The organism is Frigoribacterium endophyticum, assembly GCF_011759585.1.
Lineage (GTDB): Bacteria > Actinomycetota > Actinomycetes > Actinomycetales > Microbacteriaceae > Frigoribacterium > Frigoribacterium endophyticum.
Genome location: NZ_JAAOYV010000002.1, coordinates 487,352 through 510,005, shown reverse-complemented (window position 1 = coordinate 510,005; position 22,654 = coordinate 487,352). Strand labels below are relative to the sequence as shown.

At 76.1% G+C, this 22,654-nt stretch carries 23 protein-coding genes and 1 tRNA gene; 11 read left to right on the top strand and 13 right to left on the bottom strand.

The window, feature by feature from the left end; translation table 11 throughout:
• The first annotated feature begins 6 nt into the window (after positions 1–6).
• Positions 7–945, top strand: coding sequence for a 4-(cytidine 5'-diphospho)-2-C-methyl-D-erythritol kinase (locus tag FHR77_RS09715; protein WP_056056739.1), 939 nt, complete (start codon positions 7–9; stop codon positions 943–945).
• Positions 946–1,225: 280 nt separating this feature from the next.
• On the opposite strand, the gene FHR77_RS09710 is transcribed toward FHR77_RS09715, so the two are convergent.
• Positions 1,226–3,019, bottom strand: coding sequence for a glycosyltransferase family 39 protein (locus FHR77_RS09710; protein WP_167259917.1), 1,794 nt, complete (start codon positions 3,017–3,019; stop codon positions 1,226–1,228).
• Between FHR77_RS09710 and FHR77_RS09705 the strand changes: the two genes are divergently transcribed.
• Entirely contained in the window at positions 3,018–4,301 is a 1,284-nt protein-coding gene (locus tag FHR77_RS09705) for a ThiF family adenylyltransferase (protein ID WP_167259915.1), read from the top strand. The two genes, FHR77_RS09710 and FHR77_RS09705, sit on opposite strands and share 2 nt — an antisense overlap.
• 263 nt (positions 4,302–4,564) lie before the next feature.
• Here the strand turns inward: FHR77_RS09705 and FHR77_RS09700 are convergent, their stop codons facing one another.
• The 6 genes from FHR77_RS09700 to FHR77_RS09675 form a co-directional block, all read right to left on the bottom strand.
• A complete protein-coding gene (locus FHR77_RS09700; protein WP_056056735.1) occupies positions 4,565–4,834 on the bottom strand; it encodes a MoaD/ThiS family protein in 270 nt (89 codons plus the stop codon).
• 1 nt (position 4,835) lies between these two features.
• The gene (gene moaA, locus FHR77_RS09695; RefSeq protein WP_167259914.1) at positions 4,836–5,948 is read right to left on the bottom strand and encodes a GTP 3',8-cyclase MoaA; all 1,113 of its coding nucleotides are present in this window, start codon (positions 5,946–5,948) and stop codon (positions 4,836–4,838) included.
• Between the two features lie 263 nt (positions 5,949–6,211).
• The gene (locus FHR77_RS09690; RefSeq protein ID WP_167259913.1) at positions 6,212–7,402 is read right to left on the bottom strand and encodes an ATP-binding cassette domain-containing protein; all 1,191 of its coding nucleotides are present in this window, start codon (positions 7,400–7,402) and stop codon (positions 6,212–6,214) included.
• Positions 7,399–8,274 carry an ABC transporter permease gene (locus FHR77_RS09685; protein ID WP_167259912.1) on the bottom strand — a complete coding sequence of 292 codons (876 nt, stop codon included), beginning with the start codon at positions 8,272–8,274 and terminating at the stop codon, positions 7,399–7,401. The genes FHR77_RS09690 and FHR77_RS09685 overlap by 4 nt, the downstream gene beginning before the upstream one ends.
• Positions 8,252–9,082 carry a molybdate ABC transporter substrate-binding protein gene (gene modA, locus FHR77_RS09680; RefSeq protein WP_167259911.1) on the bottom strand — a complete coding sequence of 277 codons (831 nt, stop codon included), beginning with the start codon at positions 9,080–9,082 and terminating at the stop codon, positions 8,252–8,254. The genes FHR77_RS09685 and modA overlap by 23 nt, the downstream gene beginning before the upstream one ends.
• Positions 9,083–9,091: 9 nt before the next feature.
• The gene (locus FHR77_RS09675) at positions 9,092–10,639 is read right to left on the bottom strand and encodes a glycosyltransferase 87 family protein (RefSeq protein WP_167259910.1); all 1,548 of its coding nucleotides are present in this window, start codon (positions 10,637–10,639) and stop codon (positions 9,092–9,094) included.
• Between the two features lie 62 nt (positions 10,640–10,701).
• Here FHR77_RS09675 and FHR77_RS09670 point away from each other — a divergent pair, with 62 nt between their 5' ends.
• Complete coding sequence (locus tag FHR77_RS09670; RefSeq protein WP_167259909.1) at positions 10,702–12,030, top strand: molybdopterin-dependent oxidoreductase; 1,329 nt, start codon at positions 10,702–10,704, stop codon at positions 12,028–12,030.
• On the top strand, positions 12,027–12,527 hold the full coding sequence (locus tag FHR77_RS09665) for a hypothetical protein (protein WP_056056722.1): 501 nt from the start codon (positions 12,027–12,029) through the stop codon (positions 12,525–12,527). Before FHR77_RS09670 ends, FHR77_RS09665 begins: the two co-directional genes overlap by 4 nt.
• Here the strand turns inward: FHR77_RS09665 and FHR77_RS16035 are convergent.
• The 5 genes from FHR77_RS16035 to FHR77_RS09640 form a co-directional block, all read right to left on the bottom strand.
• Positions 12,473–13,189: a methyltransferase domain-containing protein gene (locus tag FHR77_RS16035; protein WP_208380780.1), complete on the bottom strand. Its 717-nt coding sequence runs from the start codon at positions 13,187–13,189 to the stop codon at positions 12,473–12,475. The genes FHR77_RS09665 and FHR77_RS16035 overlap by 55 nt on opposite strands.
• Positions 13,186–13,824, bottom strand: a complete 639-nt coding sequence (locus FHR77_RS09655) for a DUF2064 domain-containing protein (protein WP_167259908.1) — start codon at positions 13,822–13,824, stop codon at positions 13,186–13,188. The genes FHR77_RS16035 and FHR77_RS09655 overlap by 4 nt, the downstream gene beginning before the upstream one ends.
• Complete coding sequence (locus FHR77_RS09650) at positions 13,821–14,489, bottom strand: glycosyltransferase family 2 protein (RefSeq protein WP_056056718.1); 669 nt, start codon at positions 14,487–14,489, stop codon at positions 13,821–13,823. Before FHR77_RS09650 ends, FHR77_RS09655 begins: the two co-directional genes overlap by 4 nt.
• 126 nt (positions 14,490–14,615) lie before the next feature.
• Positions 14,616–15,707, bottom strand: a complete 1,092-nt coding sequence (locus FHR77_RS09645) for an NAD-dependent epimerase/dehydratase family protein (protein ID WP_167259906.1) — start codon at positions 15,705–15,707, stop codon at positions 14,616–14,618.
• Complete coding sequence (locus FHR77_RS09640) at positions 15,704–16,630, bottom strand: MTAP family purine nucleoside phosphorylase (RefSeq protein ID WP_341777308.1); 927 nt, start codon at positions 16,628–16,630, stop codon at positions 15,704–15,706. Before FHR77_RS09640 ends, FHR77_RS09645 begins: the two co-directional genes overlap by 4 nt.
• 39 nt (positions 16,631–16,669) lie before the next feature.
• Between FHR77_RS09640 and FHR77_RS09635 the strand changes: the two genes are divergently transcribed.
• The 5 genes from FHR77_RS09635 to FHR77_RS09615 are packed head-to-tail and all read left to right on the top strand — an operon-like array spanning position 16,670 to position 21,288.
• Positions 16,670–17,926, top strand: a complete 1,257-nt coding sequence (locus FHR77_RS09635; protein ID WP_341777307.1) for a molybdopterin molybdotransferase MoeA — start codon at positions 16,670–16,672, stop codon at positions 17,924–17,926.
• Between the two features lie 10 nt (positions 17,927–17,936).
• A complete protein-coding gene (gene moaC, locus FHR77_RS09630) occupies positions 17,937–18,455 on the top strand; it encodes a cyclic pyranopterin monophosphate synthase MoaC (protein WP_167259902.1) in 519 nt (172 codons plus the stop codon).
• Positions 18,443–18,940, top strand: coding sequence for a MogA/MoaB family molybdenum cofactor biosynthesis protein (locus FHR77_RS09625; RefSeq protein ID WP_208380927.1), 498 nt, complete (start codon positions 18,443–18,445; stop codon positions 18,938–18,940). Before moaC ends, FHR77_RS09625 begins: the two co-directional genes overlap by 13 nt.
• The gene (locus tag FHR77_RS09620) at positions 18,933–19,430 is read left to right on the top strand and encodes a molybdenum cofactor biosynthesis protein MoaE (RefSeq protein WP_167259900.1); all 498 of its coding nucleotides are present in this window, start codon (positions 18,933–18,935) and stop codon (positions 19,428–19,430) included. The genes FHR77_RS09625 and FHR77_RS09620 overlap by 8 nt, the downstream gene beginning before the upstream one ends.
• A 43-nt stretch (positions 19,431–19,473) precedes the next feature.
• Positions 19,474–21,288 carry an ABC-F family ATP-binding cassette domain-containing protein gene (locus FHR77_RS09615; protein ID WP_056056710.1) on the top strand — a complete coding sequence of 605 codons (1,815 nt, stop codon included), beginning with the start codon at positions 19,474–19,476 and terminating at the stop codon, positions 21,286–21,288.
• Between the two features lie 28 nt (positions 21,289–21,316).
• Here FHR77_RS09615 and FHR77_RS09610 read toward each other — a convergent pair whose 3' ends face one another.
• The gene (locus FHR77_RS09610; protein WP_056056708.1) at positions 21,317–21,856 is read right to left on the bottom strand and encodes a MarR family winged helix-turn-helix transcriptional regulator; all 540 of its coding nucleotides are present in this window, start codon (positions 21,854–21,856) and stop codon (positions 21,317–21,319) included.
• Positions 21,857–21,932: 76 nt separating this feature from the next.
• On the opposite strand from FHR77_RS09610, the gene FHR77_RS09605 reads away from it, so the two are divergent.
• Together FHR77_RS09605 and FHR77_RS09600 are read left to right on the top strand one after the other, a co-directional pair.
• Positions 21,933–22,004, top strand: a tRNA-Gln gene (locus FHR77_RS09605).
• Positions 22,005–22,109: 105 nt separating this feature from the next.
• Positions 22,110–22,598 carry a DUF4126 family protein gene (locus FHR77_RS09600; protein ID WP_167259898.1) on the top strand — a complete coding sequence of 163 codons (489 nt, stop codon included), beginning with the start codon at positions 22,110–22,112 and terminating at the stop codon, positions 22,596–22,598.
• Positions 22,599–22,654 lie beyond the last annotated feature (56 nt).

Genomic DNA, 22,654 nt, shown 5'->3' with positions numbered 1-22,654 from the left:
GGTGTCATGACGACCGTGGCCGCCCCGACCGTGGTCCACACGCGTGCCCCCGGCAAGATCAACGTCTTCCTGGCCGTCGGCGACCTGCAGGGCGACGGCTACCACGAGCTCGCGACCGCCTACCAGGCCGTCTCCCTCTACGAGGACGTGCGGGCGCGCCACTCCGACGACTTCACCGTGCGCGTCTCGGCGGGCCCGGGCGTCGACGTCTCCGGCGTGCCCACCGACGAGAGCAACCTGGCCATCAAGGCCGCCCGCCTCCTCGCCGCCACGACCGGCTGGGCCGGCGGCGTCGACCTCACCATCGACAAAGCCGTTCCGGTCGCCGGCGGCATGGGCGGCGGCTCGGCCGACGCGGCGGCGACGCTGCTCGCGTGCGACACCCTGTGGCAGACCGGCGTGGGGCGCGACGAGCTGCTGCGGCTCGCGGCCGAGCTCGGGGCCGACGTGCCCTTCGCCTTCGCCGGGGGCACCGCCGTCGGCACCGGTCGCGGCGACGAGCTGAGCCCCGCCCTCGCCAAGGGGCAGTTCCAGTGGGTGCTCGCCCTCGCCGACTTCGGCCTCTCGACCCCCACCGTCTACCGCGAGCTCGACGAGCACCGCCGCCGCCACCAGAGCGACATCGCGCCGGTGCGGCAGCCCGTCGTCGACGCCGGGGTGCTGCAGGCGCTGCGCGCCGGCGACGCCGGCATGCTCGCCGACAGCATGCACAACGACCTCCAGGCGCCCGCGCTGCACCTCGAGCCGGGTCTCTCCGCGGTGCTCGAGCTCGGTGAGAGCAACGGGGCGCTGGCGGGCATCGTCTCCGGCTCGGGGCCGACCGTGGCGTTCCTCACCGCCGACCTCGACAGCGCCCTCGAGCTGCAGATCGCGCTCAGCGCGGCACGGCTCACGGTGCTGCGGGCGACGGGGCCGGTGCACGGCGCCCGCGTCGTCGCCGACTGAGGCGGGCCTGAGAGCCGCGCCGGCCGGAGCCGACCATTCTCGCCCGACCGGAGCGGGACCTGGACCGGGACCTGTCGGCTCGACCCGCGACTCCTCGACGCCTGACTCCGAGACGGCAATCCGAGAGAGATCTGCACTCCCGAGCCCTGAGACCGGGCCGCCCGCGTCGCCCGCGGCCCGATCACTCTCAAAATCGAGAGGGAGACAGCAGGGGGGGCAGGGCGATGGCCGAAGCTGGGGCGGCCACGGCCACGGCCACGGCCACGGCACCGGCCTCCGCTCAGCGCGTGTAGCGCAGCACGTTCGTGCGGGTCAGCGACCACTCCTCGTCGAGGTGGAACCCGACGCTGCCGAGCTCGTCGGTGACGCGGGGGCGCCAGTCCTGCTTGTCGCTCGTGATCAGCCAGACGACGTCGAGGTCGGCCGTGCGGTCGAGCACGTCGCCGAGGTCGTGCTGCGTCTCCCACAGGCCGTCGGTCTCGGCGCCGGGCGTCTCGAGGGTGAAGTCGGACATGCCCTCGAACGCGGCCGGGTAGGTGTCCTGGATGATGCGCGACGTGGCGTGGGGGTGACGCCGCACGGGGCCGAAGACGAGGCCCTCCGCCGTGCCGGCGGGCTCCTCGGCGCGCTCGCGGGCGACGAGGGCCGCGACCTGGTCCCAGGCCGCGGAGTCCTTGGCCTCGGGCTCGCGCTGCTCGAGCCAGCTCGGGGTCGTGAGCACGACGGCCACGAGAAGCACGAGCGCGATCACGCGCCGCCAGGGGATCGCGGCCACGGCGACGGCCATCGTCATCGCGACGGCCGGGGTGCCGAAGGTCAGGTACCGCGGCGAGTACAGCGGGTCGACGACCAGCGAGACGCCGACGAGCCCGACCGTCGGAACGACGAGCCAGGGCAGCACGACCTCCGCGAAGCCGCGCGCGGCCGGCACGAGGCGCAGCGCCAGCACGACGAGGGTCGACGCCATCGCGAGGATCGCGAAGACGGCGAAGTTCTCGTTGCCGATGAACCACTGGGTCACCAGCACGCCGCGCAGGGTGTCGAAGTTCGGCCGCTCGATCCAGCTGACCTGCCCGTTCTGCCCCGAGATGAACCAGGCGAGCGGGAGGCAGGCGAGGCCGGCCACGACGGCGCCGCCGAACCACCCGACGAAGGCGCGACGCGACGAGCGCACCGAGTCGCGCACCACGCCGCCGAGCTGGGTCGCGGTGCGGAGCGGCCCCGTCGCCGACCCCGCGGCGGCACCGGCCGGCACGACGACGACCGAGCCCGTGCGGGCCCACTCGTCGACACGCCCCACCTGGTCGCGCTGGTCGCGGTGGTCGCGCACGACCCGGACGATCATCGTCACGGCGTGGCCGACGACGAGCAGGGCCAGGTAGAGGAAGAACGCGGCGGCGACGACCGCGAGCACCCCGTAGGCGACCCACCAGAGCGCCACCGAGCGGCGGGTGCGGGCCACTCCGTCCTCCGAGGTGCGGCGGGCGGCCACGACGAGCACGAGGGTCAGGGCGACGGCGAACATCGCCGACAGGGCGTACGAGCGGCCCTCGCCGCCCATCCAGGTGACGCGGGGCAGCAGGCAGAACAGCAGGCCGGCCACGACGGCGGTGCGGCGGTCCACGAGGATGCGCGTGAGGGCCACCGTGAAGCCGGCCGCGGCGCCCGTCGCGAGGGCGCTCGGCACGCGCAGCGACGTCGGCGAGTACGGGAAGACGTCGAACCAGAGGTGCATGAACGCGTAGTACGTGGCGTGCACGAGGTCGACCGTGTGGATCATCGTCCAGAGCTGGCCCCAGGTGCGGGTGGCCGAGACGACCGTCGCGGCCTCGTCGTACCAGACCGAGGGCACCCAGAGGAAGGCGCCCGACACCACGGTCGCGAGCAGGCCGATCAGGACGGCGTCGGCGTGACGGGCGTGCAGGAGGCGCGCGACGGCCCCGCGAGGGCGCCCGGCCGGGCGGTCGGCACGACCGTCGGCGGGGCCGGTGGCCGTGCCGTCGGCGGTGCCGGTGGTCGGGGATACAGTGGGCGCGGCCGCGTCGCCCGCGGCTGGTCTCAGGAGGTCCGCCATGTCGTCACTGCCCCCTCTCGTGTCGTCTGTCAGGGTGTCCGCCGCGCGGGCCGCCGCCGGCCCCGAGGGGTCGGCCACCGCCCCGGAGGACGACGTGCGCTGGTCGCGCAGCGTCCGCCTGCCGGGCTTCGGTCTCGACGCCCAGGGCCGGCTGCGGGCAGCGCGGGTGCTGGTCGTGGGTGCCGGTGGGCTGGGCGCACCGGTCGTCCAATATCTCGCAGCCTCCGGTGTGGGGACGCTGGGAATGGTCGACGACGACGTCGTCGACCGCTCGAACCTACAGCGTCAGGTGCTCTTCTCGCCGAGCGACGTCGGCCGGCCGAAGGCCCGCGTGGCGGCCGAGCGGGTGCGTGCCGCGGCCCCCGAGGTCGAGGTCGTCGTGCACCCCGTGCGGCTCACGGCGGAGACCGCGTCGCTCCTCGACGGGTACGACCTCGTCGTCGACGGCAGCGACTCGTTCGACACCTGCTACCTCGTCGCCGACGAGGCCGCGGCCCGCGGGCTGCCCGTCGTCTGGGGCTCCGTCTCCCGCTTCGACGGCCAGGTCTCCGTCTTCTGGGACGCCGCCCCCGACGGCCGGGCCGTCGACTACCGCGACCTGCACCCGGCGCCGCCCGCCTCCGGCTGGGACGAGTCCTGCGCCGACGTCGGCGTCCTCGGGCCGCTCTGCGGCACCGTGGGCGGCGTCATGGCCTCCGAGGCCGTCAAGCTGCTGACGGGCGTCGGCGAGCCCCTCCTCGGCCGCGTGGTCACCCTCGACGCCCTCGGCGGCTCGTGGCGCGAGAGCCGGCTGCGGCGCGCTCCGCACCGGGCGGCCGAGCGGGAGCGCGCGGCCGCGGCCCGGCGGCAGGCCGACCCCGAGGAGTCGCGGGTCGAGCCGAGCGCGTCGGCGGGCCCGGTCGTGACCACCGCCTCCGCGGCTGCTCCTGCCGCCCCCTCGGAGGCCCGGGCGGTCGGGCCCGACGTGAGCGCCGACGACCTCGACGAGCTGCTCACGGCGCGGGAGGAGGGCGTGGCCGAGTTCACCCTGCTCGACGTGCGGGAGACCGACGAGCACGACTTCGCGCACCTGCCCGGCGACGTGACGGCGCCGGGCCTCGGCGTGCGGACGCGGCAGCGGCCCGAGCTCGACCCCGCCGTGCCCGTGATCGTCTACTGCGCACGGGGGCCCCGGGCACGGGCGGCCGCCGACCTGCTCGCAGGGGAGGGCTTCGACGTGGCCGTGCTCGACGGCGGCATGCTCGGCTGGCAGCTGCGCGCCGACGCCGCGGCCCGCCGCTGACGCGGCCCGTCCCCGGCCCGTCGGCGAGGCACCCCGTCCTCGCCCGCAGCTGACGCACCACGTCCCCGCCCCCTGGCCGGTGGCGGCGCCACTTCTCGAATTTGAGAGTGATCCGGCGAGAACGAGGGTCGGAGCCCCGGCCCTGCGGTGCTGGCGACCGAGATGCTCTCGTTCTGCGCCGCCGCGCGCTCGACTCAGCCGCCGCCCGACTCCGCGCCCCTGCGCCGCGCGCCCGGCTCAGCCCGCGCCGCGCCGCGCCCGGCTCAGCCGCCGGCGAACGGCGGCATGACGTCGACCACGTCGCCGTCCGCCACGAGCTGTTCGCGGTCGCGGGTCGTGAGCCCGTCGACGAGGAACGAGCAGCGCAGCAGCACGTCGCGCCAGTCGGCCGCCGACGTGCCCTCGACCGGCCGCACCTCGGCGAGCAGCCGCCCGACGGTCGCGCGCTCGTCGTCGGGCAGCTCGACGACCTGCTCGTCGAGGCCGACGGCCGCGCGGGCCGCCGCGAAGAACCTCAGGGTCGCTCGGGTCACGTCAGCCTCCGATGGCGCTCATCGACCGCGCGGGCTGCACGAAGTCGGGTCGGTCGATGCCGTGCGAGGCGGGCTTGGTCCACATCGCCCCGCGCCAGAGGTCGGCGAGCTCGCGGTCGTCGGCCCCCGCCCGCATCGGGTCGCGGAGCCCGGTCTCGGCGTCGCCGAACAGGCAGCTCCGCACGCCGCCCTCCGCGGTGAGCCGGGTGCGACGGCAGTCGCCGCAGAAGGGGTCGCTGACCGAGGCGATGATGCCGACGGTGCCGGCCAGCCCGGCGTCGGCACCGTGGCCCACGACGTCGAAGCGCTCCGCGGGCGCGCCGTCGCGCGGGGCCGCGTGGGGGCTGAGCGCGAAGCGCTCGGCGAGGCGCGTGCGGATGTCGAGGGAGGTGACGAAGGAGTCGCGCTCCCAGGTGTGGTCGGCGTCGAGGGGCATCTGCTCGATGAACCGCAGCTCGTGGCCGCCCGCGAGCGCCCAGGCCAGCAGGTCGGCGGCCTCGTGGTCGTTGACGCCCGGCAGCAGCACCGCGTTGATCTTGACCGGGGTGAGGCCCGCGGCGGCCGCGGCGTCGACGCCCGCGAGCACCTTGTCGAGGAAGGGGCGTCGGGTCAGCTGCGTGAAGGTCTGGGCGTGCAGCGAGTCGAGCGACACGTTCACGCGGTCGAGGCCCGCGTCGCGGAGCGCCTGGGCCCGCTGCGCCAGGCCGATCGCGTTGGTCGTGAGCGACACGTCGGGCCGGGGCTCGAGCGCCGCTACGCGACGGACGATGTCGACGAGGTCGGCCCGCAGCAGCGGCTCGCCGCCGGTGAAGCGCACCTGCCGCACGCCGAGGTCGCGCACGCCGATCGCGACGAGGCGCACGATCTCGTCGGCGCTGAGGGCCTGGTCCTTCGGCAGCCAGGGCAGCCCCTCGGCCGGCATGCAGTAGGTGCAGCGCAGGTTGCACTTGTCGGTCAGCGACACCCGGAGGTCGCTGGCGACGCGCCCGAAGCGGTCGAGCAGGCCGGGGGCCCGGTCGGCGGAGGGGCGCGCGGGGAGGCCGGCGTCGGCGCTGCCGGCTCCGACCTCGCCGGAGCGCCGGGGGAGGGCGGGCAACCCGAGCGAGACCGTCATGCGACGACTGTAGGCGAACCACGCGGACGCCGCAGGCCGGAGGCGCGGTGACCACGGCGCGGACCGGCCCGGTCGCGCTCCCGCCGGCTCGGCGCGGGGGTGTCGGGGGTCGTCCCGGCGGAGTCGGCGGGTTCGTGTCCTCGCCCGTGCAGGCCCCCGGGGTCGGGCGGGTCGCCGTCCTCGACGGCGGGCGGCCGCCGACCCGCCGGCGAGGACGGCGACCCGCCGCACCGGGGAAGGCCCGCCGCTCCGAGGAGCGCCGGTCAGCGGATCGTGACGAGGCCCGGGTCGACCGTCACCGTCACCGGAGCGCCCGCGTGCAGCACGGCGGGGTCGGCGTCGCCGAGCGGCACCTCCGCGGTGGCCAGGTGACCGCCCCGGTCGGTGGCCACCAGCACGGCCAGCCGCGAGAGACGCTGCTCGGTGCGGACGACGCGGGCGGCGAGGGCGGCGGGCACCGCGCCTCCTGCAGGGAGGTCCGCGGGCGCGCCGGCCCCGCCGCGGCCGGGGGCGGAGAGCACCAGCGCCTCGGCCGGGAAGGCGATCCGGGGCGGCCCCGTCGCGGCCCGCGGGCGCGTCGACGTCAGCACGACCCCGCCCGGCAGCTCGGCGGTCAGCGTGCCCGGCCCCTCGTGCACGGCCTCCGGCGACCACACCGTGGCCCCGGTCAGCGACGCGACGTACGGGGTGTGCGGGTCGAGCAGCACGGCGGTCGGGCTGCCGTGCTGCACGGCTGCGCCCCGCTCGAGCACGACGACCCGGTGCGCGAGGGCGACCGCGTCGACCGGGTCGTGGGTCACGAGCACCGTGGGCACGGCGACCCCGCGCAGCAGCTCGGCGAGGGCCGCCCGGAGCTCGGCCCGCGCCCCGGCGTCGAGTGCGGCGAGCGGCTCGTCGAGCAGCAGGAGTCGCGGGTCGGCCGCCAGCGCCCGCGCCACCGCCACGCGCTGGGACTGGCCGCCCGACAGCTCGCCGGGGCGGCGCCCGGCCTGGTCGGCGAGCCCCACGCGGGCGAGCTCGTCGCGGGCGCGCGCCCGGGCCCGGGTCGCCGGCACGCCCCGCGCGCGGAGGCCGAAGGCGACGTTCTCGAGGGCGGTGAGGTGCGGGAAGAGGCGGTAGTCCTGGAAGACGGTGCCGACGTCGCGGTCGCGCGCGGGGACGCTGCGCGCCGGGCCCTGCGCCGCCGGGCCCTGCGCCGCCCGGCCGCCGGCCGTCGAGCCGCCCTCCAGCGGCCGCCCGTCGAGCACGACCGCCGACCCGTCGGCCGGCAGCAGCCCGGCCAGAGCCCCGAGCACGGTCGACTTGCCGGCGCCGTTGGGCCCGAGCAGGGCGACCACCTCGCCGGGCGCGACGTCGAGGTCGAGGGCGAGCCGGAACGCCCCGCGCGCGACGTGCAGCCGCGCCGAGAGCCCGGCCCCGGCCCCGAGCTCGGCGGCCCCGGCGCCCCCGCTCACCGCGCCCCCGTCGTCAGCCACCGGTCGCGCAGCAGCAGCAGCACCCCGACGCCGACCGCGAGCAGCAGCAGCGAGATCGCGACGGCGCTCTCGGGGTCGCTCTGCTGGGCGAGGTAGACGCTCGTCGGCAGGGTCTGGGTGCGCCCGGGGAAGGTGCCGGCGAAGGTGATCGTCGCGCCGAACTCGCCGAGGGCGCGGGCGAAGCAGAGCACGGCGCCCGCCGCGACTCCCGGTGCCACGAGCGGCACCGTCACGCGCCGGAAGGCGTACCAGCGCGACGCGCCGAGCGACGCGGCGGCGGCCTCGAGCCCGCGGTCGACCCCGCGCAGGGCCCCCTCGACGCTCAGCACGAGGAAGGGCATCGCGACGAAGGTCTGCGCGATCACGACGGCGCCCAGGGTGAACGGCACGGTGACGCCGAAGGCGGCGTCGAGGGGCCGCCCGATCAGCCCCTGGCGCCCGAGCAGGTAGAGCAGCGCGACGCCGCCGACCACGGGCGGCAGCACGAGCGGCACGGTCACGACGGCGCGCAGCAGGCGCCGCCAGGGCGCCACCCAGCCGTCGCTCGTCGTGAGCAGCCAGGCCAGCGGCACGCCGAGCACCAAGCTGAGGGCGGTGGCCAGCAGGGCGCTGGTCAGCGAGACCCGCAGGGCGTCGAGCACGCCGTCGCTGAGGAGTCGCGGCGCCAGCGTCGCCCACGGCGCCCGCACCAGCAGGGCGACGGCGGGCAGCACGAGCAGCGCGAGCCCGACGAGCGCGGGCACGAGCACGAGCACCGGGAGGCGGCGGTCACGGGCCCCGGGCGGCGTCGCGACCGCGCCGCGCCCCGCCCCGGAGGCCGCCCCGGCCTCAGCCGACCCGGAAGCCGGCATCGGCGAGGGCGTCCTGCCCGGGGTCGGAGAGCACGTACGCGAGGAAGGCGTTAGCCACGGTCGGGTCGGGAGCGTCGCGCAGGCGTGCCCCGAGGTACGCCGTCGTCGGGGCGTCGGCACCGCCGACGTCGACGCCCTGCACGCGGTCGCCGGCGGCCGCGACGTCGGTCTCGTAGACGAGCGCGGCGTCGACCTCGCCCAGCTCGACCTTGGTCAGCGCGCTCTTCACGTCGGGCTCGAGGGTGGCGGGCACGACGTCGACGCCCTCGGCGTCGAGCAGCTGCCGGGCGAGCGCACCGCAGGGCACCTCGACGGCGCAGAGCGCGACCGAGACGTCGGGGTCGGCGAGGTCGACGAGGGAGTCGACGTCGCCCGGGTCGCCGGCCGGCACGGCGATCTCGAGGGCGTTCCGCGCGAAGGTGGTCGGCTCACCCTCGACGAGCCCCGCGTCGACGACGGTCTGCATCGTCGCGCTGCTCGCGCTGAGGAAGGCGTCGACGGGCGAGCCGGAGACGATCTGCTGCGCGAGCGCCGAGCTGCCGCCGTAGCTGACCGTCACGGTCGTGCCGGGGTTCGCCGCCTCGAACTCGGCGGCGAGGCGGTCGACGGTCTCCGTCAGCGAGGCCGCGGCGAGCACGGTCGCCTCGCCCGACAGCGCGGGCGTGGCGCGCCCCGGCGCGGTCGTGCCCGCGGTCGAGTCGTCGCCCGCGCCCACGTCGCCGGCGGAGCACCCCGCGGAGGCGGCCAGCACGCCCAGCCCGACGAGGGCGGCGGCGAGGAGGCGCGGTGCGCGTGACCGGGTCGGCATGCGACGATCCTAGGCCGACGCCCCCGGCGGCCCGGCGGCCCCGGTCGACCTCGCCGACCCGGCGGAGCTGCCCCCGACGCCCCGGGCGCCCGCGACGCCCCTGCCCCCGAGGGCGGCACGCCCGCCCCGGCCCCGCGGCCAGCGCGGGTGGCGCAGGCGCCGGGCCCCCGCCTCCGCCAGGTCCGCCAGCCGGTCGAGCCAGCCGGCCCCGACCCGGAGGATCGTCCCGAGCAGGATGACCAGCACCGCCGCCGCGAGCGACGACCTCTGGAGCGCCTGGCCCGGCTCGAGCTGCCGCACGAGCAGCGCGAGCGGGATCGTGAGCCACTCCCACCGCCCGGTCATCGCGACGAACGGCACGAGCAGCAGGGCGTACCAGGGGTAGCGGGGGCTGACGGCGACGAGGGTCACGCCGATCATCACCAGCTGGCCGAGCCACGGGTCGCCGGGCGGTGTCCTGACCCACACGACGACGCCGGTGACGAGCAGCACGAGCGCGACCACGGGCGTCGCGACGGAGTCGGGGAGGTACGCCGAGGCGAAGACGAAGCGCGAGCCGTCCTCGTAGCCCTCCTCGGTGAGGTAGCCGGGCAGGTAGCCGAGCACGCCGATGCCCGTCGACACGACGTAGGGCACGTAGAGCACGGCGAAGGTGACGATCGAGGCGACGATCACCCGCACCGGCTGGCGGCGCAGCAGGGCGGGCGCGGCGATGACCGGGATGAGCTTCGTCGCGATCGCGGCGCCCAGCGCGACGCCGCCGCGCCAGCCCGCGCCGCGGGCGACGAACAGCGAGGCGACGACGACGAGCACGGCGCCGAGCAGGTCGACGTGCGAGTTCGTCACGCCCTCGCCGAGCACGAGCGGGCACCAGCCCCAGAGCGCCGCCCACCGCGGGTCGAGCCCGCGGCGCCGCAGGGCGACGAGCAGGGCGGCCGTCGTGCCGAGCACGAGCAGCGCCCCGGCGAGCTGGAAGGGCAGGAACTCCACGTCGGCGGGCACCACCGAGCGCACCGCCCAGAACCACAGCTCGGCGGTCGGCGGGTAGATGGTCGGCACCTCGGGCCGGTTGATCGCGGTGCAGACCACGTCGCCGGTCTCGGTGTCGTAGGCGCGGTGGATCTGGCGGTCGGGCTGGCTGCAGCGCTGGCCGATCGTGCCGTCGTCGCGGGTGAAGTCGGCCGCGGGCGGGAAGATCCAGTCGGGCCGCAGGTCGCGCAGCTCGCCCGAGTCGGGCGTGTACGTGTACGGCGAGGTGCCGGCGCCCTGCACGATGCCGTCCCACGCGTAGCGGGCCGGGTCGGTGCTGGTGTTGGGCGGGCCCACGAGGGCGGCGCCGCCGAGCAGCGCGGTGCCGGCGAGCACCAGGGCCGTGACGGCCCGGAGGGGCACCCGTCGCAGCAGCACGACGGCGAGCGCGAAGAGGGCCCAGCACGCGGCAGTCCAGAGCACGTAGGAGTCGCGGAGGTCCTTCTCGAGGAAGCCCAGCTCCAGCACGCCCCACGCCACGGTCGCCGCCAATCCGGTGACGGCCACGGCCGCGAATAGAGTACGCACACGACCAGTCTGGACGACTCCGCCCTGGGAGGTCGTTCCCGCACCTCGCAGAGACGGCCCCCATGAGACGACTGCTCGACACGCTCCGCACGGCGGCCTCGTCGCCGACGCGCACGGCCCGCACGGCGACGGTGCTCGGGCGGCTGCTCGGGCTGGCCTTCGTCGTCTGCCTGCTGACCGGCCTCTACAGCCACTTCCTCCAGGAGCCCGCCGCCTGGATGCGCTTCCCGACCTCGCCCGTGTGGCTGTACCAGGTGAGCCAGGGCGTGCACATCACGGCCGGCATCGCGTGCGTCCCGCTGCTGCTCGGCAAGCTCTACGCGGTCTTCCCGCAGCTGTTCCAGACGCCGCTGGTGCGGCACCCGGTGCAGCTGCTCGAGCGCGCCTCCATCGCCCTCTTCGTCGCGAGCTCGATCCTTCAGCTCGTCACGGGGCTGCTCAACACGTACCAGTGGTACCCGTGGCCGTTCCCGTTCAAGCAGGTGCACTTCGCCCTGTCGTTCGTGATCATCGGGTCGCTCGCGGTGCACATCGCGGTGAAGCTGCCGCTCATCACGCGCTACTGGCGGGCCCGCGACAGCTACGACGCCGAGGGCCGGTTCGTCGAGCCGTCGCGCGAGCTCGACCCGGCCCGCGCCGAGTTCACGGCGGCCCGCGAGCTGCGCGCCCGGCAGGCGGCCCCGGAGCCGCGCCGCGGGCAGGCCGCGGCCGCCCCGCAGCCCACGGGCCTCGTCGGTCGCGTGACCCGGTGGATCGACGGCGCGCGTGACGAGAACGACGCGCCCCGCGCCTCCGTCGTCTCCCGCCGGGCCTTCTTCACCGGCGTCGGCGTCGCCACCGGCGGCGCCGTGGTGCTGACCGCCGGGCAGTCGTTCGCCGCGCTCGCGCCGCTCAACGCCTTCGGGCCGCGGCAGGCGGGCCTCGGCCCGAACGACCTGCCGATCAACCGCACGGCCGCGGCGGCGCGCGTCCTCGAGACCGCGATGGACCCGGCCTGGCGCCTCACCGTCGCGAACGGCGACCGCGAGCTGTCGTTCAGCGCCGCCGACCTCGAGGCGATGCGGCAGGGCGACGAGCGCCTGCCGATCGCCTGCGTCGAGGGCTGGAGCCAGACGGCGGCCTGGCGCGGCGTGCGCCTCGTCGACCTGATGGGCGCCGTCGGCGCCCCGGCCGACGCCCGCCTGAAGTTCACGAGCCTCGAGGAGAAGGGCGGGTACCGCATCATGCTGATGGGCCCCGAGTACGCCACCGACCCGACCACGCTGGTCGCCCTCGAGCTGAACGGGAGCCGCCTCGACATCGAGCACGGCTACCCGGCCCGTGTCATCGCCCCCGGCCGCCCCGGCGTGCTGCAGACCAAGTGGCTCAGCCGGATCGAGGTCGTCCGATGACCGCGTCGAGCGCCGCCCCGAGCGTGCCGGCCTCGACCGGGCGTGGCGTCCGCGTCGCCCGGGCCGTGCTGCTCGTCGTCGGCGTCGCGCTGATCGGCCTCGGCGGGTACGTGCTCACCGACACGGTGAACCCGACCCGGTACGGCGGGCTGCTGGTCTGGCTGATCGGCTCGGTGATCGTCCACGACGCCGTGCTCGCGCCGCTCGTCGTCGCCGTCTCGCTCGTCGTGCGGCGGGCCGGCCGCCGGGTGCGCCCGGCCGTGCTGGCGATCGTCCAGACGACCGTCATCGTCGGTGCCGTGCTGTCGATCGTCGTCGTGCCCGAGATCATCGCGAAGGCGAAGGGCACCAAGAACGACACGGTGCTGCCGTTCGACTACGGCGCGCGGCTGGCGCTGCTCTGGCTCGTGCTCGCCCTGCTCGCCGCGGCGACGATCGCCGTCTACCTCGCGGTGACCAGGCGACAGAAGGTCCGGCCCGAGGCCGACCAGGTCTGAGCCACCCGCAGGCCCGCGGCGGCGGCGTGCCGCCCGAGGGCTTCACGGCCGACCTCGGCCCACGGGAAGGTCGCGCTCGCGCGGCCCTGCTCGTCGACGACCTGGGCGTCGTACGCGACGTCGGCGCGCGCGTCGGGAGCGGTCTCGACGACGACCGATCCGTCGGTCGACAGCACCGAGGAGGCGCGGCGCACGAGCGCGGTCGGGTCGCCCCCGATGCCGATGTTGCCGTCGAGCAGCAGGGCGACGTGCCACGACCCCTCGCCGGGCAGGCCCGCGTCGAAGACGGAGCCGGCGACGACGGGCAGGCCCGCGTCGACGGCCATCGCGACCGCGGTGACGGAGACGTCGACCCCGAGGGCGTCGAGGCCGCGGTCGACGGCGGCACGCACCATCCGGGCGGGGCCGCAGCCGATGTCGAGCACGGAGCGCGCGTCGTCGATCGTGGTGAGGTCGGCCGCGTCGGCGTCGGCGCTCCAGCGGGCGACGTCGAAGGCGGCCTGGGCGGTGCCCCGGGCGGCGTCGCCGGGGCGACCGCCCCGCTCGCGGGTGCTGCCGGGGGAGCGGACGAGCTGCAGCAGCCCCTCGCGGCGGAGGGCGCGGGCGTAGGGCTCCGCGCCTCCTGATCCGAAGGTGGGGCGGGGGTCGGAGGCGATGGTCACGAGCGGGGCTCCTCGAAGCGGTGCAGCAGGCGGGCGAAGCGGGTCTCGGGGCCGGCGGAGGCCGCCAGGCGCGCGTCGTCGATCGTGTCGACGTCGGCGAGCTCGGGCAGGGTGCGCACGCGCAGGCCGGCCTCGGCGAGGCGGCGGAGCTGGTGCTCGCCGGTGTCGGCGCGCGACATCGGGACGCCGCGGAGCAGGTCGCCGGTCGGTCGGGCGAGGCCGAGGGCCCAGAAGCCGCCGTCGTTGGCGGGTCCGAACCAGGCGTCGACGTCGTCGCCGGGGCCGTCGCGCCACGAGTCGAGCACGGGTGCGAGGTCGGCGGCAGTCATCTGCGGAGTGTCCATGCCGACGAGCACGGCCGGGCCGTCGACGGCGTCGAAGAGCGCCCCGAGCCGTTCGTCGAGGTCACCGCTGGTCTGGGGGATCACATCGAGGTCTTCGGAGCCGGGCGGCGTCCGGTTGCCGTCGAAGAGCAGGACGCGTCGCGTGGCGGGCAGCGCACGGAGCACGTCGAGGGTGTCCTGGATCGCCGCGGCGGCCAGCTCGGCGGCCTGCTCGAGGCTCAGGGGCGGGTGCAGCCGCGTCTTGACCCGGCCGGGGAGGGTCTCCTTGCAGATCAGCACCAGGGTGGTCACCGGCCCACCTCGCGCAGCAGTCGCGACATGTCCTTCACGGCGACCCAGGTGCCGCGGATCGTGCCCGTGACCTTGCTGCGGCCGACCCGCGGGGCGTAGGGGGCGTCGAGCTCGACGATGCGCCAGCCGGCTTGTGAGCCACGCAGCACCATCTCGAGCGGGTAGCCGCTGCGGCGGTCGACGAGGCCGAGGCCGAGCAGGCCCTCGCGGGAGGCGACGCGCATGGGCCCGAGGTCGTGCAGGGCGACGCCGGAGGCGCGGCGCATCAGGCGGGCGAGCACCAGGTTCGCGAGGCGGGCGTGCAGGGGCCAGGCGCCGCGCGTGGTCGGGCGTCGGCGGCCGAGCACCAGCTCGGCGTCGCCGGCGAGGACGGGGGCGGCGAGGGCGACCAGGTCGCCCGGGTCCATCGAGGCGTCCGCGTCGCAGAAGGCGACCCACGGGGCGGTGGCGGCCTCGAGGCCGGCGTGGGCGGCCGCGCCGAAGCCGCGCCGCGACTCCTCGACGACGAGGGCGCCGTGCTCGCGCGCGACGGCGGCGGAGCGGTCGGTCGAGCCGTTGTCGACGACGATCGCGCGCCAGCCCTCGGGGATGCGCGTGAGCACCCAGGGCAGCGCTCCCTCCTCGTCGAGGCAGGGCAGCACGACGTCGACCAGGGGAGAGCTCATCCTCCCGACTGTAGAGAGCCCGCCTTGGGAACGGCCGGTGCCGCCCCGAACGGGGTGCGCGCCTGTCCGCCCAGCGCTGTCGGCGGCGGTGGGACGCCCCCCGCCGCCGCGTGACCGGGCCCAGGGTCAGCCGGCGACGGCCGCCCGCAGGGGCGCGGTCGCGAACTCGCGCATGCCCTCCTCGAACGACACGCTCGGGCTCCAGCCGAGCTCGACGCGCAGCCGCTCCGACGACGCCGTGACGTGGCGCACGTCGCCCGCGCGGTACTGCCCGGTGACGACCGGGGCGGGGCCGCCGGCCTCGCGGGCCAGCGCCTCCGCCATCTCGCCGATGGTGTGCACGGTGCCGCTGCCGACGTTGAAGGCGCGGGAGGTCTCGGGCTCCTGCCCGGCCGTCCAGTCGAGCGCCGCGAGGTTCGCCGACGCGACGTCGCGCACGTGCACGAAGTCGCGGCGCTGGGCGCCGTCCTCGTAGACGCGCGGCGCCTCGCCCCGCTCGAGCGACGAGCGGAAGAGCGAGGCGACGCCGGCGTACGGCGTGTTCTGCGGCATGCCGGGCCCGTAGACGTTGTGGTAGCGCAGGGCCGCCGCACGCCCGCCGGTGCTGCGCGCCCACGAGGTGGCGAGGTGCTCCTGCGTCAGCTTCGTGATCGCGTAGACGTTGCGCGGGTCGAGCGGCGCCTCCTCCGAGATGAGCTGCGGCTGCAGCAGCTCGCCGTGCTCGTCGCGCGGGTCGAAGACGCCCGCGTCGAGGTCGGCGACGCGGCGGGGCGCCGGGCGCTCCGTCTCGCCGGTCGACGTGCGGTAGCTGCCCTCGCCGTAGACGACCATCGACGAGGCGACGACGAGACGGCCGACGCCGGCCCTGTCCATCGCCGCGAGCAGCACGGCCGTGCCGTGCTCGTTGCTGTCGACGTAGTCGGGGGCGTCCTGGAAGTCGACGCCGAGCCCCACCTTCGCGGCCTGGTGGCAGACGGCGTCGACCCCGACGAGCGCGGCGTCGACGGCGGCGGCGTCGCGCACGTCGGCGTGCACGAACTCGACGCGCGGGTCGAGCGACGGGGGCCCGCCGTGCACGTCGGGGCGCAGCGAGTCGAGCACGCGCACCGTCCAGCCCCGGTCGAGCGCCTGCGCCACGATCGCGGAGCCGATGAACCCGGCCCCGCCCGTGACGAGCAGCCGGCCGGGGGCCGACGGGTCGCGGGTCGCGTCGCTCACGACCGTGCCGCCGCGACGGGCCGTGCGAGGACCTCGGCCACGGCCGCCGCCGGGATCAGCTCGCGCGGCTCGTAGTCGGCCGGCAGCGCCGCGACGATGGACTCGATGGCGGCGACGATGCGGGGCTGGGCCGCGGCGAGGCGCTCCATCACGAGGCCGTGGCTGACGGCGTCGTCGTCGGTGCCCTCCTCGGGCGAGATGCCGGCGTCGCTGTCGGTGACGAACGACAGGTTGACGGCGCCCATGCCGAGCTCCATCGTGAGCGGCACCTCCGGGTACATCGTCATGTTGATCGTGTGCGCGCCCGCGGCGCGGAACCACAGCGACTCCGCCCGCGTCGAGAAGCGCGGCCCCTGGATGACGACGCAGGTGCCGGTCGCGGCGAACGGCTCGCCCTGCTGCTCGAGGGCGGCGACGGCCGCGGCGCGCAGCACCGGGTCGAACGGGTCGGCCGCGACGAGGTGCTGCACCGAGCCCGCGACGTCGAAGAACGTGTCGGGGCGGCCCCAGGTGCGGTCGATGAACTGGTCGGTGACGACCATCGTTCCCGGCGGGTACTCCGGGCTGACCCCGCCCACGGCCGACGACGAGACGACGGCCTTCGCACCGAGCGACGCGAGCGCCCAGACGTTCGCGCGGAAGTCGATGCGGTGCGGCGGCACCGAGTGGCCCTTGCCGTGCCGCGTGAGGAAGGCGACCGTCTTGCCGCCGAGCTGCCCGACCGTGACCTCGCTCGAGGTGGGCCCGTAGGGCGTCTCGACGACGTGGCTCGTGGCCGTGCCGGGGGCGAACAGCGAGTAGAGGCCCGAGCCGCCGATCACGGCGACGTCGACGCGGGGCAGGCCCGGGGCGTCGGGCGCGGCGGAGCCGGCGGGGGAGGAGGAGGTCGAGGAGTCGCGGTGCGCGTCGGTCGTGTCGGTCACGCTCGCTACGCTACTGGCGACCACCGCGAGAGGAGCCGAGTGCGCACCGTCGAGCAGCACCGCCACGACGTCGAGGCCCTGGTGAGGGACGCCCTCGCCGACCGTCCCCCCGAGGTCCTCCGCGTCGATCCCGCCCTCCTCGCGGCGGAGCCCGAGCGGTACCGCCGCCGGGTGCTCGCCGCGCCCCTCGCCGCGCCGATCGACCTGCCGCCGTTCGCCAACTCGCAGATGGACGGCTTCGCCGTGGGCGCTGCCGACCTGGGGGGCGCGGGGCCGGTCGACCTCGTCGTCGTCGAGCCGATCCCCGCGGGGCGGACGGGCCCGCGACTCCTGCCCGGCACGGCCGCGCCGATCATGACGGGGGCGCCCGTGCCCGAGGGCGCCGTCGCGGTGGTGCCCGTCGAGCGGGCCCGGCCCGCGGCCTTCCCCGAGCCCGGCACGGCGGCCCGCGTCGTGCTGCCCGGCGACGTCGCCCCCGGCACGTTCGTGCGGGCGGCGGGCAGCGACGTCGCCGCCGGCGCCGTCCTGCACGAGGCGGGCACGGTGCTGACGCCCGCCCGCTGGGGGGTCGTCGCCGCCGCGGGCCTCGCCTCGGTCGAGGTGCTGCGCCGCCCGCGGGTGCTGCTCGTCTCGACGGGGGAGGAGCTCGCCGAGCCCGGCTCGGCGCTCGCGCCGGGCACGATCCACGACGCGAACGGCGCGAGCCTCGCCGCGGCCCTCGGCGACGTCGGCGTCGACGTGCGGGTGCGCCGCGTCTCCGACGACGCCCGCGCGCTGCTCGACGTGGTCGCCGCCGCGGCCGACGACGTCGACCTCGTCGTCACCACCGGCGGGGTGAGCGCCGGGGCCTACGAGGTCGTGCGCGACGCCTTCGAGGCCGCCGGCGTCGTGTTCTCGTCGGTCGCGATGCAGCCGGGCGGGCCGCAGGGCCTGGGGCGCCTCCGGCTCGAGGGCCGGGCGACCGCCCTGCCGGTCGTCTGCTTCCCCGGCAACCCGGTCAGCGCGCTGGTGTCGTTCGAGGCGTTCCTCCGCCCCGTGCTGCAGGCCGAGACGGCGGCGGGCAGCCCGCGTCGGGCGTGGTCGGTCCCGATGGCGGAGGCGGCCGAGTCGCCCGTCGGCAAGCACCAGCTGCGCCGGGGCCGGCTCGACGACGACGGCCGGGTCCGGTTCGTCGGCGGCCCGGGCTCGCACCTGCTCTCCGCCCACGCGGCGGCCTCGCTGCTGGTCCACCTGCCGGTCGGGGTCGACCGGGTGCAGCCGGGCGACGAGGTCGTAGTCTGGGCCCTCGACGACTGAGGGGCCCGCGATGACCGACGACCACTACCGCCTCCGCCCGGCTTCCTCCTCGCCCGTGGCGCCCGGCGGCCTCACCCACGTGCGGGCCGACGGCACGGCGCACATGGTCGACGTGACCGAGAAGCCCGAGACGACGCGCGAGGCCTCCGCCCAGGCGGTGATCACGACGCGGCCCGACGTCGTCGCCCAGCTCAGCGACGGCACCCTGCCGAAGGGCGAGGCCCTCGGCACCGCCCGCATCGCCGGCATCATGGCCGCGAAGCAGACGCCCGCGCTCATCCCGCTCTGTCACCCGCTGCCGCTCGGCGCGATCTCGGTCGACTTCGAGGTGGGCCGCGACCGCGTCACGGTCGTCGCCCGCGTGGCGACCCGCGGCGTGACGGGGGTCGAGATGGAGGCGCTGACCGCGGCCACCGTCGCGGCCCTGACCCTCTTCGACATGATCAAGGCCGTCGACCACCTCGCCGTGATCGGCGACGTCAAGGTGCTCGAGAAGTCGGGCGGCACCTCGGGGCGCTGGTCGCTGTGACCACCCTGCCGGTGCGCCGCGTCGCGGTCGTCGTGGCCTCCACCCGGGCCGCCGCCGGCCGGGCCGACGACCTGACCGGGCCCGTGATCCGGGCCTGGGCCGAGGCCCGCGGCTGGGACGTCGCCGAGCCCGTCGTCGTGGCCGACGGCCCGCCCGTGGGCGAGGCGCTCGCCGCGGCGCTCGCCGACGGCCCCGACCTCGTCGTCACGACCGGTGGCACCGGGCTGACGCCGACCGACCGCACGCCCGAGCAGACCCGGCCCCTGCTCGACCTCGAGGTGCCGGGCGTCGCGGAGGAGCTGCGCCGCCGCGGCCTCGCCGCCACGCCCACGGCCGTCCTCTCCCGCGGTCTCGTGGGCGTGGCGGGCCGCACCTTCGTCGTCAACCTCCCCGGCTCGCGCGGGGGAGTGCGCGACGGCCTCGCCGTGCTCGACGAGATCGTCGACCACGCCCTCGACCAGATCTCCGGAGGCGCACATGACTGACGACGACGGCCCGCTCTCCGAGACGGCCGGCCCCGACGACGACGTCCCCGTGCCGGGCGGCCCGAGCGGGCGGGTCGTGCTCGCCGAGGTGGTGTCGACCGAGCTGTCGGCCACCGAGTGCTCCGTGATGGTCTCGAGCCGCGCCTCCGGGGCGGTGGTGGCCTTCGCCGGGGTGGTGCGCGACCACGACGACGGCCGGGGCGTGACGGCCCTGCACTACGAGGCGCACCCGTCGGCGGGCGACGTCATGGCCGAGGTCGCCGAGCAGATCGCCGCGCGGCACCCCGAGGTGACGATCGCCGTCCAGCACCGGGTGGGCGACCTCGACGTGGGCGACCTCGCGCTGGCCTGCGCGGTCGCGTCGGCGCACCGGGCCGCCGCCTTCGTCGCGTGCTCCGACCTCGTCGACCTGGTCAAGGAGCGCGTGCCGATCTGGAAGCGCCAGGAGTTCACCGACGGCACCGACGAGTGGGTCGCCTCGCTCGGCTGACCGTGCGGCGGCCGGTCCAGCTGGGCCGCACTACTCTTCTCAGGTGGCACATCTACTTGGAGCAGAGAACCTCCGGCTCGAGTTCCCGACGAAGGTCGTCCTCGACGGCGTCACCCTCGGCATCGACGAGGGCTCCCGGATCGGCGTCGTCGGGCGCAACGGCGACGGCAAGTCGACGCTTATGTCGGTGCTCGCAGGCCGGCTCGAGCCCGACGACGGCCGCGTGACGACCCGCCGCGGCCTCACCATCGGCATGCTCGACCAGCGCGACGTGCTGCCCGAGCACGAGACCGTCGGCGCGATGATCGTCGGCGACCGGGAGGAGCACGAGTGGGCGGGTGACGCCCGCATCCGCGACGTCATCTCCGGCCTCGCCAGCGACATCCCGTGGGAGGCCACCCTCGGCGACCTCTCCGGCGGCCAGCGTCGCCGCGTCGCGCTCGCCACCCTGCTCGTCGGCGACTGGGACGTCCTCTTCCTCGACGAGCCCACCAACCACCTCGACGTCGAGGGCGTGGCCTGGCTGGCCGAGCACCTCCGTCGTCGCTGGTCGCCCTCGTCGGGCGCGCTCGTCGTCGTGACCCACGACCGGTGGTTCCTCGACGAGGTCTCGACCGACACGTGGGAGGTGCACGACGGCGTCGTCGAGCCCTTCGAGGGCGGCTACGCGGCCTACGTGCTGCAGCGCGTCGAGCGTGACCGCTCGGCCGCGGCGAGCGAGTCGAAGCGCCAGAACCTCATGCGGAAGGAGCTGGCGTGGCTGCGCCGCGGCGCCCCCGCCCGCTCGACGAAGCCGAAGTTCCGCATCGACGCCGCCAACGAGCTCATCGCCGACGAGCCGCCCGCCCGCAACTCGGTCGAGCTGTCGCAGATGGCGACCGCGCGGCTCGGCAAGGACGTCGTCGACCTCGTGGAGGTCGGCGTCTCGTTCGGCGACAAGCGCGTGCTGCACGACGTCGAGTGGCGCATCGCGCCCGGCGAGCGCACCGGCATCCTCGGCGTCAACGGCGCCGGCAAGTCCACCCTGCTGAAGGTCGTCACCGGGGTCGTGGCCCCGACGGAGGGGCGGGTCAAGCAGGGCAAGACGGTCAAGTTCGCCATCCTCGACCAGCAGCTCGCAGACCTGCACGCCGTCGCGAACGAGAAGGTGAACGACCTGATCGGCCGGCAGCGCACCTCCTACGTGACGGCCGGCAAGGAGATGACGCCGGGCCAGCTGCTCGAGCGCCTCGGCTTCACGAGCGCGCAGCTGCAGACGCCCATCAAGGACCTCTCGGGCGGGCAGAAGCGCCGCCTCCAGTTCTTGCTCATCCTGCTGAACGAGCCCAACGTGCTCATCCTCGACGAGCCCACCAACGACCTCGACACCGACATGCTCGCGGCGATGGAGGACCTCCTCGACGGCTGGCCCGGCACCCTGCTCGTCGTCTCGCACGACCGGTACCTGCTCGAGCGCGTCACCGACCAGCAGTACGCCGTGCTCGACGGGGCCTTCCGGCACCTGCCGGGCGGCGTCGACCAGTACCTGGCGCTCCGCAAGCAGGTGACCGACGCCCAAGGAGGCGCCACCGACCGCCCGACGGCGGTCCAGGGGGCGCACGGCTCGGTCGCGGCGGCCGCCGCGGCGTCGGGCCTCTCGGGCGCCGAGAAGCGCAACGCGGAGAAGGAGCTCGGCTCGATCGACCGCAAGCTGGCGAAGGCGGGCGGCGACCGCGCCGGCCTGCTCGAGCAGTTCGCGACCTTCGACCAGTCCGACTTCGACGGCCTCGCGGCGCTGCAGGCGAAGCTCACGGCGCTCGACGCGAAGACCGCCGAGCTCGAGGCCCGCTGGCTGGAGCTCAGCGAACTTCTCGCCTAGCGAGCCACTCGGGCCGCGCGCGGGTGGCCTAGCCGCCGAGCGTGAGGCTCAGCGTGCGCAGCAGCCCGGCGAGGCGGCGGCGGTCGTGGTCGTCGAGGTCGCTGAGCAGGGCCCGCTCGGCCTCGACGAGCCGCTCGATGGCGTCGTCGACCGCGCGGCCGCCCGACGGGGTGAGCGTGACGAGGATCCCGCGCCCGTCGTGCGGGTCGGTGCGCCGCTCGACGAGGTCGCGGGCGACGAGCCGGTCGATGCGGTTGGTCATGGCGCCGCTCGAGACGAGCGTCTGCTGCAGGAGGGTCTTCGGGCTGAGCTGGTGCGGGGCGCCCGCGCGGCGCAGGGCGGAGAGCACGTCGAACTCCCACTGCTCGAGGTCGCTGGCGACGAAGGCGTCACGTCGGGCCCGCTCGAGGTGCTTGGCGAGCCGGTCGACGCGCGAGAGCACGTGCAGCGGGGCGAAGTCGAGGTCGGGGCGCTCGTGCCCCCAGGCGTCGACGATGCGGTCGACCTCGTCGCGGGGCTCGGGCCCCGCGGGCTGGTCGCGCCCCTCGGTGCGCTCGGGCTCGGACATCCCCTCATCATGGCACCCGGTCCGCTTTGCCCTGCCTGCACCGCGCTGTCACACTTGACCTCGCGCGCGAGCGCGGTCCGCCATGGTGTAACGGCAGCACGACAGCCTTTGGAGCTGTTAGGTCCAGGTTCGAATCCTGGTGGCGGAGCCGTGAGTCGGCCGGGCGGGGCGGACGCCGTGCGGCTCCGTCGGTAGCCTCCAGGTCCACCGGCCGGCCACGTCAGCGCCGCGCCCCGACGACGAGGAGCCGCCCATGTCGACGTCCGCCACCCTCCGCCCGCTCGTGGAGGCCGCCCTGCTCGGCGCCCTCAGCGGCTCCCGCTCCGCCACGCCCCTCGCCGTGCTCGCCCTCCACCACGACAACGCGGAGGTGCGGGGCAGCTGGCAGCGCTGGGCCCTGTTCCGCAGCCCCGTCGGCCGCACCGTGGCCGTCGCCGCCGGAGCGGGCGAGCTCGTCGGCGACAAGCTGCCCGCCACGCCCAGCCGCGTGGGCGCGGGCCCGCTGTTCGGCCGGGCCACCTCCGGCGCCGTCGTCGGCGCCGCGATCAGCACCACCGCGGGCGACGGCCACCGCGTCGCCGGAGCCGTGGCCGGGGCGCTCGGCGCCCTCGCGGGCAGCTGGCTCTTCTACCTCGCCCGGAAGGCCGTCGTCGAGAAGACCGGCCTGCCCGACCTCGTCGTCGCGCTCGTCGAGGACGCCGTCGCGGTCTCCGGCTCGGTCGCCGTCGTCCGCTCCCGCTGATCGCCGCCCCCGCGTGGGAGGATCGGCGGTGAACGCCGCGCCCACCTCACCAAGGA

What these genes read in the sequence shown, in the direction of transcription:
- FHR77_RS09715 (WP_056056739.1), top strand. Translation starts at nt 7, where the DNA reads ATGACGACCGTGGCCGCCCCGACCGTGGTCCACACGCGTGCCCCCGGC.
- FHR77_RS09705 (WP_167259915.1), top strand. Translation starts at nt 3,018, where the DNA reads ATGTCGTCACTGCCCCCTCTCGTGTCGTCTGTCAGGGTGTCCGCCGCG.
- FHR77_RS09710 (WP_167259917.1), bottom strand. Translation starts at nt 3,019, where the DNA reads ATGGCGGACCTCCTGAGACCAGCCGCGGGCGACGCGGCCGCGCCCACT.
- moaA (WP_167259914.1), bottom strand. Translation starts at nt 5,948, where the DNA reads ATGACGGTCTCGCTCGGGTTGCCCGCCCTCCCCCGGCGCTCCGGCGAG.
- FHR77_RS09685 (WP_167259912.1), bottom strand. Translation starts at nt 8,274, where the DNA reads ATGCCGGCTTCCGGGTCGGCTGAGGCCGGGGCGGCCTCCGGGGCGGGG.
- modA (WP_167259911.1), bottom strand. Translation starts at nt 9,082, where the DNA reads ATGCCGACCCGGTCACGCGCACCGCGCCTCCTCGCCGCCGCCCTCGTC.
- FHR77_RS09670 (WP_167259909.1), top strand. Translation starts at nt 10,702, where the DNA reads ATGAGACGACTGCTCGACACGCTCCGCACGGCGGCCTCGTCGCCGACG.
- FHR77_RS09665 (WP_056056722.1), top strand. Translation starts at nt 12,027, where the DNA reads ATGACCGCGTCGAGCGCCGCCCCGAGCGTGCCGGCCTCGACCGGGCGT.
- FHR77_RS09650 (WP_056056718.1), bottom strand. Translation starts at nt 14,489, where the DNA reads ATGAGCTCTCCCCTGGTCGACGTCGTGCTGCCCTGCCTCGACGAGGAG.
- moaC (WP_167259902.1), top strand. Translation starts at nt 17,937, where the DNA reads ATGACCGACGACCACTACCGCCTCCGCCCGGCTTCCTCCTCGCCCGTG.
- FHR77_RS09620 (WP_167259900.1), top strand. Translation starts at nt 18,933, where the DNA reads ATGACTGACGACGACGGCCCGCTCTCCGAGACGGCCGGCCCCGACGAC.
- FHR77_RS09610 (WP_056056708.1), bottom strand. Translation starts at nt 21,856, where the DNA reads ATGTCCGAGCCCGAGCGCACCGAGGGGCGCGACCAGCCCGCGGGGCCC.
- FHR77_RS09600 (WP_167259898.1), top strand. Translation starts at nt 22,110, where the DNA reads ATGTCGACGTCCGCCACCCTCCGCCCGCTCGTGGAGGCCGCCCTGCTC.